Source organism: Arthrobacter sp. UYCu511 (assembly GCF_040547105.1).
GTDB classification, from domain to species: Bacteria; Actinomycetota; Actinomycetes; order Actinomycetales; family Micrococcaceae; genus Specibacter; species Specibacter psychrochitiniphilus.
The window spans coordinates 66568-85959 of sequence record NZ_JBEPPB010000001.1 but is presented as its reverse complement, the minus strand read 5'-3'; the positions used below and the strand labels follow the sequence as shown (position 1 = coordinate 85959).

Annotated in this window: 14 protein-coding genes; 7 read left to right on the top strand and 7 right to left on the bottom strand. The window is 60.2% G+C overall.

The annotated features are described in order from the left end of the window. Positions 1-167: 167 nt before the first annotated feature. Both ABIB48_RS00395 and dinB read right to left on the bottom strand, forming a co-directional pair. Positions 168-545, bottom strand: a complete 378-nt coding sequence (locus ABIB48_RS00395; RefSeq protein WP_110106033.1) for an SCO2097 family morphological protein — start codon at positions 543-545, stop codon at positions 168-170. 242 nt (positions 546-787) lie between these two features. Further along, a complete protein-coding gene (gene dinB, locus ABIB48_RS00390) occupies positions 788-1939 on the bottom strand; it encodes a DNA polymerase IV (RefSeq protein ID WP_110106226.1) in 1152 nt (383 codons plus the stop codon). A gap of 218 nt (positions 1940-2157) precedes the next feature. Between dinB and ABIB48_RS00385 the strand changes: the two genes are divergently transcribed. Both ABIB48_RS00385 and ABIB48_RS00380 read left to right on the top strand, forming a co-directional pair. Then, positions 2158-2727 carry a hypothetical protein gene (locus ABIB48_RS00385; protein ID WP_110106032.1) on the top strand — a complete coding sequence of 190 codons (570 nt, stop codon included), beginning with the start codon at positions 2158-2160 and terminating at the stop codon, positions 2725-2727. A 73-nt stretch (positions 2728-2800) separates the two neighbouring features. Beyond that, positions 2801-3934 (top strand): polyprenyl synthetase family protein, encoded by a 1134-nt coding sequence (locus ABIB48_RS00380; protein ID WP_354211300.1) that lies wholly within the window; start codon positions 2801-2803, stop codon positions 3932-3934. 138 nt (positions 3935-4072) lie between these two features. Here the strand turns inward: ABIB48_RS00380 and ABIB48_RS00375 are convergent, their stop codons facing one another. Next, positions 4073-4426: an Rv2175c family DNA-binding protein gene (locus ABIB48_RS00375; protein WP_110106225.1), complete on the bottom strand. Its 354-nt coding sequence runs from the start codon at positions 4424-4426 to the stop codon at positions 4073-4075. 161 nt (positions 4427-4587) lie between these two features. Here ABIB48_RS00375 and ABIB48_RS00370 point away from each other — a divergent pair, with 161 nt between their 5' ends. Both ABIB48_RS00370 and ABIB48_RS00365 read left to right on the top strand, forming a co-directional pair. Continuing rightward, positions 4588-6213, top strand: coding sequence for a LysM peptidoglycan-binding domain-containing protein (locus ABIB48_RS00370; RefSeq protein WP_354211298.1), 1626 nt, complete (start codon positions 4588-4590; stop codon positions 6211-6213). Positions 6214-6300: 87 nt separating this feature from the next. After that, positions 6301-8457, top strand: a complete 2157-nt coding sequence (locus ABIB48_RS00365; protein ID WP_354211296.1) for a Stk1 family PASTA domain-containing Ser/Thr kinase — start codon at positions 6301-6303, stop codon at positions 8455-8457. A 167-nt stretch (positions 8458-8624) separates the two neighbouring features. Here the strand turns inward: ABIB48_RS00365 and ABIB48_RS00360 are convergent, their stop codons facing one another. Both ABIB48_RS00360 and ABIB48_RS00355 read right to left on the bottom strand, forming a co-directional pair. Further along, the gene (locus tag ABIB48_RS00360; RefSeq protein WP_354211294.1) at positions 8625-10022 is read right to left on the bottom strand and encodes a class II 3-deoxy-7-phosphoheptulonate synthase; all 1398 of its coding nucleotides are present in this window, start codon (positions 10020-10022) and stop codon (positions 8625-8627) included. Between the two features lie 101 nt (positions 10023-10123). Beyond that, positions 10124-11068, bottom strand: a complete 945-nt coding sequence (locus ABIB48_RS00355) for a lysophospholipid acyltransferase family protein (protein WP_354211292.1) — start codon at positions 11066-11068, stop codon at positions 10124-10126. 178 nt (positions 11069-11246) lie between these two features. On the opposite strand from ABIB48_RS00355, the gene ABIB48_RS00350 reads away from it, so the two are divergent. Together ABIB48_RS00350 and ABIB48_RS00345 are read left to right on the top strand one after the other, a co-directional pair. After that, positions 11247-11990, top strand: a complete 744-nt coding sequence (locus ABIB48_RS00350; RefSeq protein WP_315915012.1) for an alpha/beta hydrolase — start codon at positions 11247-11249, stop codon at positions 11988-11990. After that, the gene (locus tag ABIB48_RS00345; protein WP_354211290.1) at positions 11980-12693 is read left to right on the top strand and encodes a hypothetical protein; all 714 of its coding nucleotides are present in this window, start codon (positions 11980-11982) and stop codon (positions 12691-12693) included. The genes ABIB48_RS00350 and ABIB48_RS00345 overlap by 11 nt, the downstream gene beginning before the upstream one ends. A 45-nt stretch (positions 12694-12738) precedes the next feature. On the opposite strand, the gene ABIB48_RS00340 is transcribed toward ABIB48_RS00345, so the two are convergent. Next, positions 12739-13734, bottom strand: coding sequence for an ROK family glucokinase (locus ABIB48_RS00340; RefSeq protein ID WP_354211288.1), 996 nt, complete (start codon positions 13732-13734; stop codon positions 12739-12741). Between the two features lie 161 nt (positions 13735-13895). Here ABIB48_RS00340 and ABIB48_RS00335 point away from each other — a divergent pair, with 161 nt between their 5' ends. Continuing rightward, positions 13896-15710, top strand: a complete 1815-nt coding sequence (locus ABIB48_RS00335) for an AMP-dependent synthetase/ligase (protein ID WP_354211286.1) — start codon at positions 13896-13898, stop codon at positions 15708-15710. A 128-nt stretch (positions 15711-15838) separates the two neighbouring features. Here the strand turns inward: ABIB48_RS00335 and ABIB48_RS00330 are convergent, their stop codons facing one another. Beyond that, a complete protein-coding gene (locus ABIB48_RS00330; RefSeq protein WP_354211284.1) occupies positions 15839-19234 on the bottom strand; it encodes a pyruvate carboxylase in 3396 nt (1131 codons plus the stop codon). Between the last annotated feature and the right edge of the window lie 158 nt (positions 19235-19392).

Genomic DNA, 19392 nt, shown 5'->3' with positions numbered 1-19392 from the left:
TCACAGAGGGATCATCCCAGTTAAGAGAATACAGAGCGCGCTCAAAGATACTTGGGGCCGGGCTGCTTAGCTAAGCAGCCATTCAGGGCCGAGGTTCCATGGCGTGCCGGTGTCGCGTTGCGAGAACGGCACCTCATTGAGGGCACGGTACCTCACTGCGGGCAGTGTCACTGCTCGCGTCGGCGCTCGTCCCATTTTTCCTCAAGGGTGCTCATGAATCCACTCTTTTGCTTTGCGGCGGGCTTAGAACCAGCTCTGCCAGGAGCGCCGGCGTCGGCGCTGAATTTGGGTTTGGATACGGCCACATACACGCCAGCACCCATGACCAGGAAGCCTGCAATGCCCACAATCAGCAGCTGTGTTGCAACACCCCCTAGGAGGACCAACAGCCCAGCAATCATCACCACTACACCGATGACAACGTTGCGCGTTGATATCGCTCGGGTGGGCGAGCTCGACAATGCGTTGGCGAATTTGGGATCTTCAGCATGCAGTTGCTGTTCCAACTGATCGAGCAGTCTCTGCTCGTGCTCGGAGAGGGGCATGACGACCTCCTTCAGGTCAGGGCCGTAGTGTTGTCTCGTTAACGTCTTGCCATCATTGTTAGTTCCCACCTGATCTGCAGAATGTGACGGACATCGTCGCGTTCTGCACCAGCATGCTTGCCAGCAATTTGAAGTCATCAATGAGTCAACTCCTACCTATAACAATAGGCGTGATCGTGCCGAACTGAAACCCGATCGAGCCATGGTGTGGCGGAGTTTCTGAGCGCCGTTGAATCGAGCACTCAATCACGCGGTTTCAGCAACCTGGCAGGACCAATTTTGGCACTCCCAAAACGGGCTGCGATGGCGTCCCCCACCACTTCAGCACTGCGTGACTGGCCGTCCCTCGGATCCAGGGAAAGTTGCAGGGGCGCATCGTGAAGAGCTTCTAGCTTCTCCACCCGGACACCAACAAGGCGGACCAGCTGCCCACGGGGCCCCAAGGCTTTCAACAGGCCCACCGCGGCTGTGTAGATGTTTGCTGCGCTGTCCGTGCTGGCCCCGAGCGTGCGTGAGCGGCTTATCGTTGAAAAATCAGCGTACTTAACCTTCAGCGCCACTGTCCGCCCGCTCAGCTCCGCCTCGCGAAGCCGCGCCGCCACCCGATGAGAGAGCCGCAGCAATTCTCGGGTGAGAAGCTCGTCATCGTGCGTGTCCACCGCAAAAGTTTCCTCAGCCCCAATGCTCTTTTCCTGGCGCTCCGGGGTTACGGCCCGTCCATCAAGGCCCCACGATAAGGCATGCAGGCTCGCCCCCGTGCTGCCCAGCGCCTTTTGCAGCGCCGAGACTGGTGTCCCCGCAATGTCCGCCACTGTGAAGATCCCCAGCCGGGCAAGAGTCTGCGCCGTTTTGGCTCCCACTCCCCACAGCGCCTCCGCGGGAAGGGTGTGTAAGTACTCCACAGTGCGGGCCTTCTCGATCAAGAGCATGCCATTGGGTTTGCACCGCGTGGAAGCTACCTTGGCAACAAATTTACTGGCGGCAATACCCACCGAAGCGGTGATGCCAAGCTCCGCAGCGATGCGGGTCCGGATCTGCGCACCAATCTCCAGCGGCGTGCCGAGCCGGCGCAGGGAGCCGCTGATATCCAGGAAGGCCTCATCCACGCTCAGTTGCTCCACAGTGTCCGTAATGGAGCGAAAAACCTCCATGACCTGGTAAGAAACCTGCCGGTAAAGTTGCTGCTGCGGGGCAATGACAACCGCGTTGGGACAGGCGCGCAGGGCCGTGGACATGGGCATGGCCGAACGGACTCCCCGTGCACGTGCCTCGTAAGAGGCAGAGAGCACCACTGAACGCCCTTCGGGATGTCCCACAATGACCATTTTCCCTTGCAGCTCCGGCCGGGTACGCAGTTCCACCGAAACGAAGAAAGCATCCATGTCAACATGCATGATGGTGCACCCGTCCTGGTTGGGGACGATCGGCTGCGCGGGCGGTTCCTGCTGATTCACCCTTCCAGTCTAGTGATCCGGCGCCACAGACAAACGGCTCGGCGTGAGCAGGCGGCTAAGGCGTTAGGTGGAGAGCACATGCAGGCTGGCAGATCCCCAACATGGGTAAACTGAAGATGATGCCACCACACCGGCACCGACAGCTAAGGAAGACAGCCATGAATCCCACTCCGCTTCGCGCACTGCTACCCCGCCACAGGCAGCTGCTGGCTGCCGCAGCAGTCTCCACAGCCCTGCTCCTGGGTGCCTGTTCCGGCCAAGGCGCCACGGTGGGACCTTCCACCTCCGTATCTGCATCCGCGGCTGCCTCGGCGACCACTCAGGCACCCGGCGCGTCCGCAACAGCCTCTGGCCCAGTCAACAGCTCAGCGGCGCCTTCGGCTCAAACCGCTGTTAAGGAACTCGTTGCCGGTTTTCCCGCCAAAGTCATAGAACTTCCCAAGGGTGCTCAAATCCAGTCCTCGAGCCTGGAGCAGGGCTCACCCGTCTCGGCAGCCTCCGTGACGGCAACCACGGCGCAGACTCCAGCACAGATCCTGGCCTTTTACACCAAGTCACTCACCGGGCAGGGCTTCACTGCCCAACCAGGCGACGCCGTGGATGGTGTGCCCTTGAAAACGTACGTGCGCGCAGCTGGACAGGAAATTGTGACCGTCTCGGTTGTGGTTACCTCCTCCACCTCAACCTTGACCGTCGGTGCGGCTCTTCTGCCAGCCTCGTTGAAGTAGGCTTCTAGCCGGCCGGCCCGCTGGCATCCACCGCCGGCACGGCCGGCCCCTCTCACAGCAAGGAACCGAAAGCATGAACCAGACGCCCGCTCTGCCCGACGCCTCTACTACAAGCGACCCAAAGGCAAGCGCCTCCAGTGCGGACGAACAAGATGCATATATTGCGGCCGTTGCGCTGAAGCTCGATAGCTTCTTGGCGGAGAAGCACCAGCTCTTGGCACGCATTTCCCCGGAAACTTTGGTGCTCATTGATTCCATCAAAACTCTTGTCACCGGCGGAAAGCGGATGCGAGCACTGCTGTGCTATTGGGGTTGGCGGGGCGCTGGAGGCTCCCCCGATTCAACTGCCATCATTGAAGCAGGCGCCGCTTTGGAACTTTTTCAGTCCGCTGCGCTGATTCACGATGACATCATTGACCGCTCCGACACGCGCCGTGGCGGACCCAGCGTCCACAAGCGGTTCAGTACCCTGCACACCGAGCAGAAGTTCTCTCTCGACGAGGAACGTTTTGGCCACGCTGCCGCAATCCTGACCGGCGATCTTTGTTTGTCCCTCAGCGAAGAGATGTTTTCCCGCATTGAGTCCGGCGGCTCCCACCGGGCGCGGGAGGTGTTCAACATCATGCGCACAGAGGTCATGGCGGGGCAGTACCTGGACATTTTAGAGGAAGTATCCGGGCCCTCGAAACCGCATGAGACGGCCGTGGCACGGGCTTTTTCAATCATTCGTTACAAGAGCGCCAAGTATTCCTCCGAACATCCCTTGGCGTTGGGGGGCGCCTTGGCCGGGGCTGGGGAGGCAATGCTGACGAGCTATAGCGCCTTCGCGCTTCCGCTGGGCGAGGCATTCCAGTTGCGTGATGATGTACTGGGCGTGTTTGGTGATCCTGCCAAGACAGGCAAACCCGCTGGTGACGACCTTCGGGAAGGCAAGCGCACTGTTCTGGTAGGGCTGACTATTGACTCCGCAATGACCCACGAGCGTGACTTTTTTGACCAGAACCTGGGGCGTCAGGATCTGACGGAGGCGGAGGTGGAGCGGCTGTGCACCATCATGGTCGATTCCGGTGCACTGGAACGCACCGAGGAGATGATTGCCCAGCTCAGTGCCGAAGCATTCGCGGCTTTGGCAGAGCTACCCGTATCCACCGAGGTCCGTGAGGCGTTAGAGACCTTGGGCCAAAGAGTGGTTTCCAGAACGTCCTGAATTCCAGAACGCCCCGAATACCGCAATGCCTGAGGTACCTCAACGCCTGAGCTACCTGAACGTCTTGGGCAGCTCCGGCTAATGAGTGTTCGCGTGCCAAAGCACGCCAACACTCATTAGCCAGAACTCATAGGAAACCTACCAGCCAAGCGCTGCGGCGCGACGGCGGATTTCTGTTTTCCGGCCCTCGCGCAAGGCGTCAATGGGACGCCCCGGCAAGGATTGATCTTCCGTAAACAGCCATTCAATGGCTTCTTCATCTTCGAAGCCGGCGTCGTGCAGAACCGTGATGGTCCCTCGGAGGCTTTCAAGGATGTGGTCGTCCGTCAGGAACGCGGCGGGCACGGCGCGAATGTTGCGCTCTCCCACACGTGCAGCCAACAGCGAACCATCTTTAACAAGGGCGTGGACTTTGGTTACCGAAATATCTAATTTCTCGGCAACATCGGGCAGGGGCAGCCATTCGCTGACTACTGTTTCAAGATTACTCACCCACAAAGGTTCCCACAGTTTGAGCCCCTGCGCATGATAAATGTGGCGGGTCACTCATTCCAGCTGCCTATATAGGAATTGTTGGGGTAAATTTCCGTTAGTCTCATGAGTAACATTGTCACCATAAGTATCATCCGCAACGGAAAATCGAGGTCCGCTCTATGACTCCCCCACGCCCGTCTGCCACCGGTGGCAAGCAACTGGCAGCAGTAGCCACAGCCGCCATCCCCGTTGTCATGCTCTCTTCCCTAGCCATGGCTGCACCGGCGCACGCCCAAGCAGGGATTCAACCCCATGCCAACCATGGAACCCTGAATACTGCAGATGTGCTCGCTGCGATCCAGGCGCGGACAGCCCAAGCGAAAACATCCAGCATTCCCGCAGCAGTCGTGGCCAGTTCCGTCCCCACTGCCGTCACCGCCAATCTGCACATTGGCAACGCTCAAAGCAGCAAGGCCCTCCTTGCCAAGACCCAGGCCACGGTACGTTACACGGTGCGTGCCGGTGACACAGTTTCAGCAATTGCCGCCAAACACGCTGTCAGCACTTCCTCTGTACTGACTCTGAATAAACTCTCCGGTACCTCCATCATTTACCCCGGTCAGGTTCTTGTGGTCACTGCCGGCTCAGGTGTTTCCAGCAGCACCGGCGCCCCCGCCGCGTCCTCACCCGCTGCCGTGTACCACGTCAAGTCCGGAGACACTCTTGGCGGAATCGCCGCCAAGCACAACATCAGCCTCAACTCGATCTTTTCCTTCAATGGCCTCAGTGGCAGTTCCGTGATCTATCCGGGCCAGAAGATCAAAGTTGGCGGCGCTGCGCAGTCCGGTTCATCCCAGGCCGCGTCGGCCAAGCCCGCTATTACCTCCAGTACATCCCAGAGTTACACCGTCAAATCCGGGGACACTCTTGGCGGAATTGCCGCCAAGCACAATGTCAGCCTCGGCTCAATCTTTTCACTGAATGCACTGAGCAGTAATTCTGTGATTTACCCGGGCCAAAAGGTCAAGGTGGGCGGGACTGCACAGGCCGGTTCTGCACAGGGCGGTTCAGCACAGGGCGGTTCAGGCGCCGCAGCTAAACCTGCGGCCACTTCCGGGCGTTACACCATCAAGTCCGGGGACACTCTTAGCGGCATTGCCGCCAGGCACGGCGTTAGCATGGCGGCACTGGTCTCGGCCAATGGGATCAGCGCCAATGCCACCATCTACCCGGGCAAGACTCTGTCCATTCCCGGGCTCTCCGCCAGTTCCAGTTCCGTCACCCCCATTTCTCCAGGGCCCGGGCTGACCCCGGATCAGAAGGTGCCCAACACCTTCTTGCACTACACGTACCCGGATGCCGTGGTGGCCGACGCCAATAAGAACAAGGCTGCACTGCTCGCCGCACCTTCGCCCACGCGGGCCCAGATGAAGGACATTGTGGCTCGCACGGCCACCAGTATGGGTGTGGATCCGGCACTCGCGTTGGCCTTTGCCCAGCAGGAATCCGGTTTCAACCACCAGTCCGTCTCCCCCGCCAACGCCATTGGCACCATGCAGGTCATCCCGGATGCAGGCGATTGGGCATCCGGACTGGTAGGGCGCAAATTGAACCTGCTGGACCCTCAGGACAATGTCACGGCTGGTGTAGCCATCATCCGCGCCTTGTTGCGCGGAGCACCCACGGAGGACTTGGCCATTGCTGGCTACTACCAGGGGCAGTACTCCGTAAGCGTTCACGGCATGTTCCCCGACACGCGCAACTACGTGGCCGGTATCAAGGCCAACCGGGCGTCGTTCCGCTAAAGACCCGCAACTACGCTCTCAACGAAAAGGGGCGCCAGCACGGTGTTGCTGGCGGCCCCTTCTCATTTCTGCTTCTAAGCTTGAAGAGTGCATGATGACTCACCCGACCCCTTAGTAGGGTCAACTGTTGATGAACGCTATCTGGTCCTGTCCAAGGTGGCGCACGGCGGCATGTCCACCGTCTACCTGGCCAAGGATCTGCGGCTCAACAGAAACATTGCGCTGAAGATTCTGCATCCTCATCTGGCCACCGACAATGCCTTCATCGCCCGGTTGAGCCGGGAGGCGCAGAGCGCTGCCAGCCTGTCCCACCCGCATGTGGTGCAGATTCATGATCATGGTGTGGGACCCCAGCATGCGTACCTGGTCTTTGAGTTCATTGACGGTTACACGCTTCGTGACGTTATTGAGAAAAACGGCGCCCTGACCCCGCGGCTTGCCCTTAACTTTCTGGATCCCGTGGTTGAAGGTCTTGCCGCAGCACACAACGCGGGTCTGGTTCACCGTGACGTCAAACCCGAAAATGTGCTCATCTCCCGCCAGGGCTGGGTGAAAATCGGAGACTTTGGCCTCTCCCGCGCGGTAACCAACTCCACCAACACTGGCGCACTCTTTGGCACCGTGGGATACATCGCCCCCGAATTGGCGCGCGGCGAAGGCGGGGATGCCCGGAGTGACATCTACTCAGCCGGCGTGATGCTCTATGAACTCCTCACCGGCCACCAGCCTTTCCGCGCTACGATCCCCGTGGCCGTGGTCATGTCTCACCTGCAGGAGCAGATGCCGGCGCCCTCCGAGGACGTCCCAGGTCTGCCGCCGGTCATGGATGAGCTGGTGCGCTACATGACCGAGAAGGATCCCGACCACCGCCCTGCCAACGGTGGCGCCCTCTTGGAGGACCTGCGCCATATCCGGGCGTCACTGAGCCCCGCTGAGCTTGACTTTGGCACCGGAACCGCGCCCAGCATCCCCCTGTTCGCCGAGCATCCCACCATCGCCCTGGGTCAGGCAAACACAACGGTGCTCGCCGTTCCAAGTTTCCCTACCTCCGAGCTGCCCCGCTCCCCGCGGCTATATGTTGAGGATCCCCATGCGGAACAGTATGCCGCTACGCGCCCTGAGCACCTCCAAGACCAGCACCTCCAAGACCAGTACGACGCCGGTCACTCACTCACCGCTGCTATCCCCACCTTCGCCCCTGGCCTAGGCGCCAGCGGCGCCCCGGGTAGTGATGAGGCTCCAGAGGGTGGCGGCACCCCGTCCGCTCCCCGGAGCAAGCGGCAGGCTTCCGCCGCGGCAAAGGCGAAGACTAAGGCCGCTGCGACACCGCAAAAAGATCTAGGTCCCAAGCATCCGCTCCGACGGTCGTTGCTGTGGATTATGCTCGTGCTGGTGCTTATTGTCCTCACTGCCGGGGCTGGTTGGTTTCTGGCCATGGGACCCGGGGCTCTGGCAACCATCCCGGAAGTGGGCAACAAGAGTGTTGAACAAGCGCTCACCGTCCTCCACGGTGAGGGATTCGAAACGACCTCAACCACTGATGTTCATGACGAAAAGGTGGCGGCTGGTTTTGTTATCGCCACCGACCCAGGCGCTGGCAGTTCACAGCGTAAATTCAGCCATGTCACCGTCCAGGTCTCGATCGGCCCGGTTCTCTACGTTGTACCGAAGCTGACAGGCCAGCCGAAGGACAGCGCAGCCAAGTCACTGGCGGATGCGAAACTTTCCATGGGTACTCTGACGGAAGAATTCAATGAGAACGTGGCAGCCGGAGTGGTGCTTAAGCAGGATCCTGGCGCTGGCAAGGAATTCCGTGCCAACACCAAGGTGAATTTGGTTCTTTCCAAGGGGCCCAAACCGATTCCTGTGCCCACCGTTGTAAACAAGTCCCAGGGTGATGCCGTGACTGCGCTGAGCGCTGTTGGGCTGGTGGCCGTAATTGCCCCGGAACAAGTCTTTAGCCGCACGGTACCTGCGGGCTCTGTGGTCACAGCATCCCCGGATTCTGGCACACTGACCGCAGGCGGCAAGGTCACCCTGACTATCTCCAAGGGCCCTCGGATGATCGAGGTCCCGAATCTGGTGGGTAAGCAGGTCGATGTGGCCACTAAGGAACTCAAAGACCTGGGCTTTGAGGTCAACGTGGAGAACTTCCTGGGCGGCTTCTTCGGCACGGTCCGCATCCAAACCCCCGAGGGTGGGCTGGCGCCGGAGGGATCCACAATAGTCCTCAAAGTGGTCTAAGACATCCGGCCCACCCTGTAATCCCCATAGCACCTGAATCCTGAAGGACGTTAACCTCAAAATCTTGTGCTCTACCACTGGTGAATGAACTTACCACTGGTGACTGAACAACGGCGGCCCGCATCTTCCCAAAGGAAGGTGCGGGCCGCCGTCGTCAACGCGTGCCCTTATTTGGACTTGCGCAGAGCTTCTGAAACTAGGAACGCCATTTCCAGGGACTGCTTGTGGTTCAGGCGCGGATCGCAGACTGACTCATAGCCGGTCAGGAATGCTTCCTGATCCACGGGGTCGGCACCGCCGAGGCACTCGGCCACGTCGTCGCCTGTCATCTCCACGTGCAGGCCACCCGGGAAAGTGCCCTGGGCCTGGTGGACCTCAAAGAAGCCACGGACCTCGTCAATGACATCGTCAAAGTTGCGGGTCTTGTAACCATTGGGCGAGGTGACTGTGTTGCCGTGCATGGGGTCCGTTACCCACAGGACCTGGGCACCCGAAGCAGTAACCTTTTCCAGCAGGTTGGGGAGCTTCTCACGAATATTGTTCGCACCCATACGGGTAATGAACGTCAGGCGGCCAGGCTCGCGGTTGGGATCGAGCTTCTCAATCAGAGCCAGTGCATCGTCCGGGGACGTGGTGGGCCCAAGCTTGACACCGATGGGGTTGCGCACGCGTGAGAGGAATTCCACGTGTGCCTGGTCCAGGTCCCGGGTACGCTCACCAATCCACAGGAAGTGTGCGGAGGTGTCGTAAGGCAAGCCGGTGCGTGAATCGATGCGTGTCAGTGCCCGCTCGTAGTCCAGCAGCAGGGCCTCGTGGCTGGCGAAGAACTCAACGGTCTTGAGGGCTTCGAAGTCGGCGCCACAGGATGCCATGAACTTGATGGCACTATCAATTTCCTTGGCCAAGGCCTCGTAGCGGCTGTGAGCCGGGTTGGAGGTGAAGCCGCGGTTCCACTCGTGGACGCTGCGTAAATCGGCAAAGCCACCCTGTGTGAATGCACGGATCAGGTTCAGCGTGGAGGCTGAGGTGTGGTAAGCCTTGAGCATGCGGGCGGGATCATGCTGGCGTGATTCAGGGGTGAATTCATAACCGTTAACAATGTCTCCACGGTATGCCGGGAGAGTTACGCCGTCGCGCGTTTCATCATTGGAAGAGCGTGGCTTGGCAAACTGGCCAGCCATGCGTCCCATCTTGATAACGGGAAGCTGCGCACCGTAGGTGAGTACCACCGCCATCTGCAAAATGGTCTTGACCCGCGAACTGATCTTGTCAGCCGTTGCAGCTTCAAAGGTCTCGGCACAGTCGCCACCCTGGAGCAGGAACGCGTTGCCCTGGGCCGCTTGGGCCAGACGGGAGCGCAGCACATCAACTTCACCGGCAAACACCAGAGGAGGAAGCACGGACAGTTCCTTGACCGTGGGCGCAAAGGACGGGGACTCGGACCAGGTGGGCTGCTGCGCAATCGGCAGACCACGCCAGTCATCAAGGCCTGGATAGACGGCAGCACCGGGGACGGAAATTCCGGCGGCGGGTGCAGAAGATGCGTTAGAAGTTAGCTCAGTCACCCCTTAACCCTATCCCCTCCGAAGCGGCAGCTGCTAACCAGTCCATTCACTGAGATGTTATGGATAAATGAATCGGCGAGCACCTGGCATCCCAGAGGGGATTAGCGTGCTTCCGGGCCCGACTCCGGACTTGCCTGCGAGCCAGTTTCCAGGCCGGCAGTCTCGCCGGGCTCTACCTTCGGGGATTCGCTACCTTGATCCTGCACAGGCATTTGTTCCTGCACAGGCTTCTTGGCTCCGATCACAGTCACTGCGCCGGGCGCAAGAGTCCTTACGGGATCGAGCCGAACAGCGTCAGTTGCGCTCTTGGTCCCGGCAGGATCCTTGCTTAGGGCTTCCTTGGCGGAGGCAAGTTTTGCGGATTTCTCCGCGGCGATCTTGTCCTTGACGGTGGAGGCATATGAGTCCACATATTCTTGCCCGGATAGCCGCATGAGCTCATACATGATTTCATCCGTCACAGAGCGCTGCACAAACCTGTCATCAGCCATCCCCTGGTAGCGACTGAAATCCATGGGTTCACCGAAAATGACACCCAGCCGCCGGACAGTGGGAATGCGTCTGCCAATGGGTTGGACCTTGTCCGTGCCAATCATGGCCACTGGAATAACGGGCACATTGGCTGTCAACACCAGTTTGGCGACACCTACTTTTCCACGATAGAGGCGGCCATCTGGGCTGCGGGTTCCTTCCGGATAGATTCCCAGCAGCCCGCCATCATTGAGCACTTCAACACCAGTGCCGAGGGAGTTTGCGGATGCAGCACCACCTGAACGGTCCATGGGCAGCTGGTTGGTCAGTTTAAAGAACGCTGCTGTGAGCCGGCCTTTGATTCCGCGCCCGGTGAAGTAATCACTCTTGGCCAGAAATACCACGGGCCGGGGCACCATGAGCGGCATAAAGATAGAATCCGAGAAGGAGAGGTGGTTGCTGGCAAGAACCGCCGGGCCATCCACGGGAAGATTGTCCAAGCCCTTAGTCCAGGGACGGAAAAGCACCTTTAATACCGGGCCCAGAAAAATCTTCTTCAGTACCCAATAGATCACGGTGGCATTCCTCCTCTTGCGCGCTAAGCGCACTTACTGCCCAGCTCCTTGCGGTACCCCCGCTGTGGACGTATCAACAGTAGTCTAGTGACAGCACCACCGAATCGCGGCAGCACGGCCGCATCAATGCCACACATAATCTCCGCCAGAATGGCCGGGGCGCAAAGGAGTCAGTGCCATGGCGCAATCATTCCGTTACGAGGGCCACGGGGAACTTGCTCGGATTGGGGTGGCCGTGAGTCACGGCTTCACCGGCTCAACAGTGAGTATGCAGGGCTGGAGTGACTACCTCGCTGACGCCGGGTTCGCCGTCAACATGCCCTTGCTGGCCGGGCATGGCACCTCATGGCAGGACTTGGCGAAGACTCCCTGGCAGCACTGGTACAGGGATTTCGAGGCCGCGTACCTGGAATTGGCTGCCCGCTGCGACACGGTTTTTGTGGCCGGCCTGTCCATGGGTGGCGCGCTGGCGTTACGGGTTGCAGCACTGCATCCGGTAGCTGGCGTGGCTCTGGTTAACCCAGGCTTAACATTCGCTGATAAACGAGCCGCCTACTCGGGTCTGCTGAAATTCGTGCTCAAAAGCGTTCCCGCCATAGGCGATGACATTAAGGCTGCCAATATCAATGAAGGCGCCTACTCCCGCACACCCGTTGCCGCCGTCCATCAGCTCTCCGCGCTTTTCACGGACACCGCCCGTCTGCTCCCCCAGATCACTGCACCCACCCTGGTGTTCCGTTCCACCGTGGACCATGTGGTTCCCGATTCGAGCATCGATGTTCTCAAAGCCGGCTTGCACAACGCCCAGCTAACGCTGGTTCCTTTGGAAAACAGCTACCATGTAGCGACCATGGACAATGACGCGCCTCAGATCTTTTCCCAGTCCGCAGACTTCTTTCGGAGGAACACTCATGCAATCTGATCCAGGCGCGGGCACGCCGCACACGGGAGACGACGACGAGGTCTGGCGGGACCTCGTGGCACGCTTGGAAGAGGCAGAGGACGCCTTTTTGGAAGATAATTCTCAAGGGAACACCGAGGATCAACGCGGACCAGAGGTAGGCGGTTCCCCTGATGCAGGTGGTACCCCTGATTCCAACACGGTTTCTGATACCAGCACGGCTTCTGCTGCGGGAGGATCTTCTAATATGGGCACGGCCCTTGATTCCGGCGCTGCCACGCCCAGCGGTCCCGGCGCCGAAACGCCCAAGACGGTCATTGATTTTGATCCCCTCGGTGTTTGGCACGCTCAGGAATCCCCCGCACCCCGGGAGCCTGCTGCGGGCAACCGGTTTGGTCAGTCCCCCGGTGCAGCTGGTGACGGTAGCGCAGCCTTTGGTCCGCGAGATTATGAGTTCGACGAAGACGATGACGAAGACGATGACGAAGGATTTGTTCCGGAGGAACTCCCCAGTCTGAGCGCCTCCGATCCGGCCATCGTCCTGTCTTGGATCGGTGCAGCCGGTGGCCCACTCTTTTTGGTGTTTTCGGCCATCTTCTGGCGCCACGCCCCCATGATGCTGGTGGTGGCGGTAATCCTCGCCTTCATTGCCGGCACAGGTTACCTGTTGTTCCGGCTCCCCCATCATCGCGACGACGACGGTGGTGACGGCGCAGTCGTTTAGCTGATGGTACTCAAGTTGGCGCGGTTCTTTATCGGCGGTACCTCTCTAGTGGGCGCCTTGCTGGGTTCTGGCCAAATCGGCTGCCCCCACTAATCCAGCCGACGGGCCCAACTGCGCCTTCATAATGAGGGCTTCTTGCCGATATCCGCGGCCCGTTAAGTTACGGAGGTAGGCTCGGCGGGTGGGATCCAGCAAGAGCTCACCCGCAGCACTGAGGCCTCCGCCAATAACGAACAGAGCCGGGTCCAAAGCAGCCGCCAGGTTGGCAATGCCCAGACCCAGCCATTCCCCAACCTCAGCGACTAGCTCCTGCGCTGTGGCTTCGCCTTCCAAGGCCAAGGCTGTCACCACGGAGCCTGTGATGTTCTTGGGGCGGCCGTTAGCCGCAGCGAGCAGGCCGGCGGCCATGGGTGAGTGCTTTCTGGCCAACTCGCGGCCCTCGCGCCCCAAGGCGTTCCCCGAGGCGTATTGCTCCCAGCAACCCCTGTTTCCGCATTCGCAACGATGCCCCCCGGGCATGATGATTTGGTGCCCGAACTCTCCTGCCATACCGAAGCTGCCGCGTTCCACCCGGCCGTCAATGACCAGGGCACCGCCAATTCCGGTTCCCAGGGTCAGCATGACCATTCTGTCGCGGCCCCTGCCCGCACCAAAGCGCCATTCCGCCCAGGCGGCGGCATCGGCGTCGTTAGTGACCAAAACGGGCCGGTGCAACATGGCTTCAAGGTTTTGCCGCAGCGGCTCATCCCGCCACGCAAGATGAGGGCTGAACACCACGGTGGAACCGGGTAAGTCCATCCAACCAGCTGCCCCGATACCCACGGAATCAATGCGGTGCCGGCCTTCGAGCTCATGCACCAGCTCGCCGATCACCGCTTCGACGGCACGGGCATCACGTCCGGGTGTCGCCCGCCGCAGTTCCTCCAAGACCTCGCCTTCTGCATTCACCACACCGGCAGCAACCTTGCTCCCGCCAATGTCAATCCCTAAGGACAGTGGGGCGGGGAGTTCTGGCACAGGATCGGAGCGGGATGAAGACATGAGCAAATTCTAGCGATCGAAGCTGCGGAGGACAGAAATTGAAAGTGTGAGCTGAAGAACATAATGTTACTCATGAGTAACATTATGGTTCCGTCGGATAACGCACTTCGCGGATAGAGTAAAGCAACACGATCGCAGGTCCACATAACAAAGGAGCTATTGTGCAAGAGATTTCCGTTCCGGCAAAGGTTGTCAGTCCAAGCACCATGAACACCACCGACTTTGTGCTGCGTCAGGCAAAATTGGCTGCCAACCCGGCACTTTTCTCCAAGCGCAATGCTGATAATGTCTGGGTTGATATCTCCGCCAAAGAGTTCTTAGCTGACGCCAGCGCCATCGCCAAGGGCTTGATTGCCTCTGGCATCACTGTGGGTGACCGCGTGGGAATCATGGCCCGCACGCGCTACGAATGGTCCCTGGTGGACTTTGGAATATGGTTTGCAGGTGCCGTTTCCGTGCCGATCTACGAAACTTCCTCTCCTTCACAGGTGGCGTGGAACTTGGGTGACTCGGCCGCCGTGGCGGTCTTTGCCGAGACCGGCGCCCATGAGAACATCATCCGCCAGGCCGCTCACAATGAGAACTTAACAACCCTGGCCCACGTGTGGCAGTTGGAAGGCGATGGCCTGGACGCCTTGCGTGAAGCAGGCCGTGAGGTCAGCGACGAGGCTTTGGAAGCAGCGCGCAGCGCCAATGGCCTCGATGACGTGGCCACCATTATCTACACCTCAGGCACCACGGGCCGCCCCAAGGGCTGCATGCTTACACACAGCAACTTTGTGGAACTCAGTGAGAATGCTTTGGCGGTGTTGGGCGAAACAGTTGTCCCGCCGGGATCTCAAACCATCATGTTCCTACCGCTGGCCCACGTGTTCGCCCGGTACATTTCCGTGCTTGCTGTTGCCGGAGGCGCAAAAGTTGGGCACACCCCGGACATCAAGCACCTGCTCGAAGACTTGCAAAGCTTCAAACCCACGTTCATCCTGGCCGTGCCGCGCGTCTTTGAAAAGGTATACAACTCTGCCTCTTTGAAGGCCGAAGGTGAAGGCAAGGGCAAGATCTTCGCCGCTGCCACCAAGACGGCCATCGACTACTCACGCGCCACTCAAGCAGGCGGCGCCGGCATAGTACTCAAAGCCAAGCATGCTCTCTTCGACAAACTCGTCTACACGAAGTTGCGGGCAGCTATGGGCGGCAATGTTCGTCACGCAGTTTCAGGCGGTGGGCCGTTAGGTGAACGCTTGGGGCACTTCTTCCAGGGCATTGGGTTACAGATCCTGGAAGGATACGGTCTGACGGAGACCACAGCACCCATCACGGTCAACCGACCAGAACGCATTAGGATCGGCACCGTAGGGGCCCCGCTACCGGGAAACGCGGTCAAGATTGCGGACGACGGCGAAATTCTAGCCAAGGGCGTCTGTGTTATGAAGGGCTACTTCGGCCGTGATGATCTCACGGCAGAAACCTTCGTAGACGGTTGGTTCCGCACCGGCGACATTGGCCAACTCGACGACCAGGGCTTCCTGAAAATCACGGGACGCAAGAAGGAAATCATTGTCACCTCCGGCGGCAAGAACGTGGTTCCGGCCCTGCTCGAGGACCAGATTCGTGCCGATGCGATCGTCTCGCAGTGTGTTGTTATTGGCGAGCAACGCCCGTTCATTGCCGCGCTTGTCACCCTTGACGAAGACGCTCTTCCGCAGTGGGGTAAGGCTCACGGCCTGGCGGCTGGCATCACCGTGGCCAACGCCGCCCAGGACCCCATCGTCTTGGCTGCTGTTCAGAACGCGGTAAACCGGGCCAACTCCACTGTCTCGTCAGCGGAGGCCATCAAGCAGTTCAGGATTGTTGACACCGACTTCACCGAAACCTCAGGCCACTTGACGCCCTCCCTGAAGGTCAAGCGCGCCCAGGTCATGAAGGACTTCGACTCCGTGGTGGAGGAGATATACCTGAGCAAGAAACCCGTCTAGTCACCCACACAAACAACTCGGGCCTCGATGAGCTCGACCACGCAGGACGGATGTCTGCGCCAATGGTCAAGCTCATCGAGGCCCTTTTTGCTGAATTAGCCCGCTCTAAGAGACGGCGGCACCGGTTGTTAGACGATGACCACCAGCAGGTCACCACCTTGTACCTGGGAAATGCCAGATACTGCCAGACGGGAGACGGTGCCGCCCACCGGCGTCGTGATGGAGGCTTCCATCTTCATAGCCTCGATGGTGGCAACGGTGGCACCCGCCTCAACCACGTCACCGACAGCAACCTTGAGGCTCACGGCGCCAGCGAAGGGTGCGGCAACCTGTCCTGCCACGGACTCCTCAGCCTTCTCGGCAGCTTTGACGGTGCTTTCAATGCTGCGATCGCGCACCACCACGGGCCGGCTTTGACCATTGAGTTTGGCCATGACTGTACGCATGCCCTTCTCATCGGGCTCAGAGACGGTCTCCAGCTCGGCGATCAGGCGCACACCCTTGCCCAGCGCCATCACATGCTCCACACCGCGGCGCAGGCCGTACAGGTAATCCCGGGTATCCAGGACAGAGATGTCGCCGTAGCTCTTGCGGATCTTCTCGAAGTCCTTCGTGGGCCCGGCGAACAGCAACCGGTTCAGTGCCGCACGGCGGGTGTCACTGTCTCCGGCCAGCTGGGCACTGTCATCGGCGGTTAGGGTGCCCATGCGTTCCACGACGGTGCGCCCCTGCAGCGCCTTGGTGCGGAACGGCTCGGGCCAGCCACCGGGAGGGGTGCCCAGCTCGCCGCCCAGGAAGCCCACTACCGAGTCCGGGATATCGTAGTTCTGCGGATTCTCCTCGAAGTCTGCCGGGTCTGCCTTGATGCCAACCAGGTGCAGGGCCAGATCTCCCACTACCTTGGACGACGGCGTGACCTTGACCAAGTGTCCCAGGATCCTATCCGCTGCGGTGTACATGTCTTCGATTTCCTCGAAGCGCTCCCCCAAGCCCAGCGCGATGGCTTGTTGGCGCAGATTGGAGAGCTGACCGCCGGGGATCTCATGGAGGTACACGCGGCCTGTAGGGGCAGCCAATCCCGATTCGAACGGTGAGTACAGCCCGCGTACTGCCTCCCAGTACGGCTCGAGTGAGCTGATGGCAGCCAGATCGATCCCGGTGTCCCGCTCGGTGTGCGCCAGGGCGGCCACCAGAGCGGAGGCCGAGGGCTGGCTCGTGGTGCCGGCCAGCGCAGCAGAGGCGACGTCAACGGCGTCGACCCCTGCATTGATGGCGGCCATCAGGGTGGCAAGTTGGCCACCGGCCGTGTCATGGGTGTGCAGGTGTACCGGGAGGTCGAAGCGCTCGCGAAGGGCCGTGACAAGCTTCGCGGCAGCTGCCGGGCGCAGCACGCCCGCCATGTCCTTGATGGCCAGGATGTGGGCGCCGGCATCAACAATGCGTTGGGCCAGTTCCAGGTAGTAATCCAAGGTGTAAATGGTCTCGGCCGGGTCCAGCAGATCCCCGGTGTAGCAGAGTGCCACCTCGGCCACGGCGGTGCCGGTGGCGCGCACGGCCTTAATGGCCGGCTCCATCTGGTCCACATCATTAAGCGCATCAAAAATGCGGAAAATGTCAATGCCACTCGCGGCAGCTTCTTGGACAAAAGCGTCGGTGACCTCGGCCGGGTACGGGGTGTAACCCACCGTATTGCGCCCGCGCAGCAGCATCTGCAGGCAGACATTCGGCAGGGCCTCGCGCAGCTGGGTCAGGCGCTGCCACGGGTCTTCGCCCAGGAAGCGCAGGGAGACGTCATAGGTGGCGCCACCCCAGGCCTCTACGGAGAGCAGCTGGGGCGTCAGCACGGAGACCGCCGGCCCAGCCGCCAGCAGGTCCCTGGTGCGTACCCGGGTTGCCAGGAGCGACTGGTGTGCGTCACGGAAGGTGGTGTCCGTGACGGCCACGGCGGTCTGGGCACGCAATGCGGCGGCGAAGCCCTCAGGCCCCAGCTCGGCGAGTTGCTGGCGTGAACCGGCAGGTGCATCAGCAAGGTCCACGGCGGGCAGCTTGCGGGCCGGATCCTCCAGCACCAAAAGCTCACCATTGGGCTTGTTCACCGTGACATCAGCAAGCCAGGTCAGCAACTTGGTGCCACGGTCGCTGGAGACGTGAGAGTTCAGCAGTTCTGGGCGCTCATCAATGAAGGAGGTGGCCACATCCCCGGCATTGAATGCCGGGTCATCCAGGACTGCCTGCAGGAAGGCGATGTTGGTGGAGACGCCGCGGATACGGAACTCGGCCAATGAACGGCGGGCGCGTGAGACTGCCGTCTTGTAGTCGCGGCCCCGGCAGGTGAGCTTGACCAGCATGGAGTCAAAGTGCGGGCTGACCTCGGCGCCTGTGTAGATGGTGCCGCCATCGAGCCGCACACCTGCACCACCGGCGGACCGGTACGTGGTGATCGTGCCAACGTCGGGACGGAAACCGTTGGAGGGGTCTTCCGTGGTGATGCGGCACTGGAGCGCCGCACCCTTGACGTGGACGTTTTCCTGACTCAGGCCCAGATCGGCGAGGGTTTCACCGGCGGCAATGCGCAACTGGGCTTGGACCAGGTCCACGTCCGTGATTTCTTCGGTTACCGTGTGCTCAACCTGAATACGGGGGTTCATTTCAATGAAAACGTGCTGACCTGCCCGCTCACCGACCGTGTCAACAAGGAACTCAACTGTTCCAGCGTTGACGTAGCCCATGGCTTTGGCGAACTTTACGGCGTCAGCATGCAATGCTTTGCGGATGTTTTCATCCAGGTTCGGGGCAGGAGCAATTTCCACAACCTTCTGGTGGCGGCGCTGCAGCGAACAATCACGCTCAAAGAGGTGAATGACGTTGCCCTCGTTATCGGCCAGGATCTGGACCTCAATGTGGCGCGGGCGCAGCACTGCTTGTTCCAAGAACATGGTGGCGTCACCAAAGGCTGCATCAGCCTCTCGCATGGCCGCCTTCAGAGCCTCTTCGAGGTCTTCAGCCTTTTCCACCCGGCGCATGCCACGGCCACCGCCGCCAGCCACCGCTTTGGCGAAAATGGGGAAGCCAATCTCCGCAGCGGCTCCCAGTAGGTACTCAAGATCCGCGCTCGGCTCGCTGGAACGCAGAACCGGGATGCCAGCCTTGCGGGCCGCGTCCAAGGCGTGGACTTTGTTACCGGTCAATTCCAGCACTTCAGCCGGCGGACCAACAAAAGTGATTCCGGCTTCACGGGCCGCACTGGCCAGCTCAGGATTTTCGGACAAGAAACCGTAGCCCGGGTAGATGGCATCCGCACCGGATTCCTTGGCTACTCGGATCACCTCAGCAACGTTCAGGTAGGCCCGGACCGGATGCCCTTCTTCACCAATCAGGTAAGCCTCATCAGCCTTCTGGCGGTGGATGGAAGTGCGGTCCTCATAGGGGAAAACCGCTACCGTCTTGGCACCGAGCTCGTAGCTGGCACGAAAGGCACGGATAGCGATCTCGCCGCGGTTGGCAACCAGAATTTTCGAAAACATCTCACTCCTGTGTGGACGATACCGTTTGGCTGCTGCACCGCGAAGGCAGCGCAACAGCGAACTTAGAGGAACCGGCCCCGTGTGAATCCAGGCCGGCACCCCGTCTTAATAAAGCCGAGTCTGTATGAAGCAAAATATCTAACGCTCCAAAGGACTAG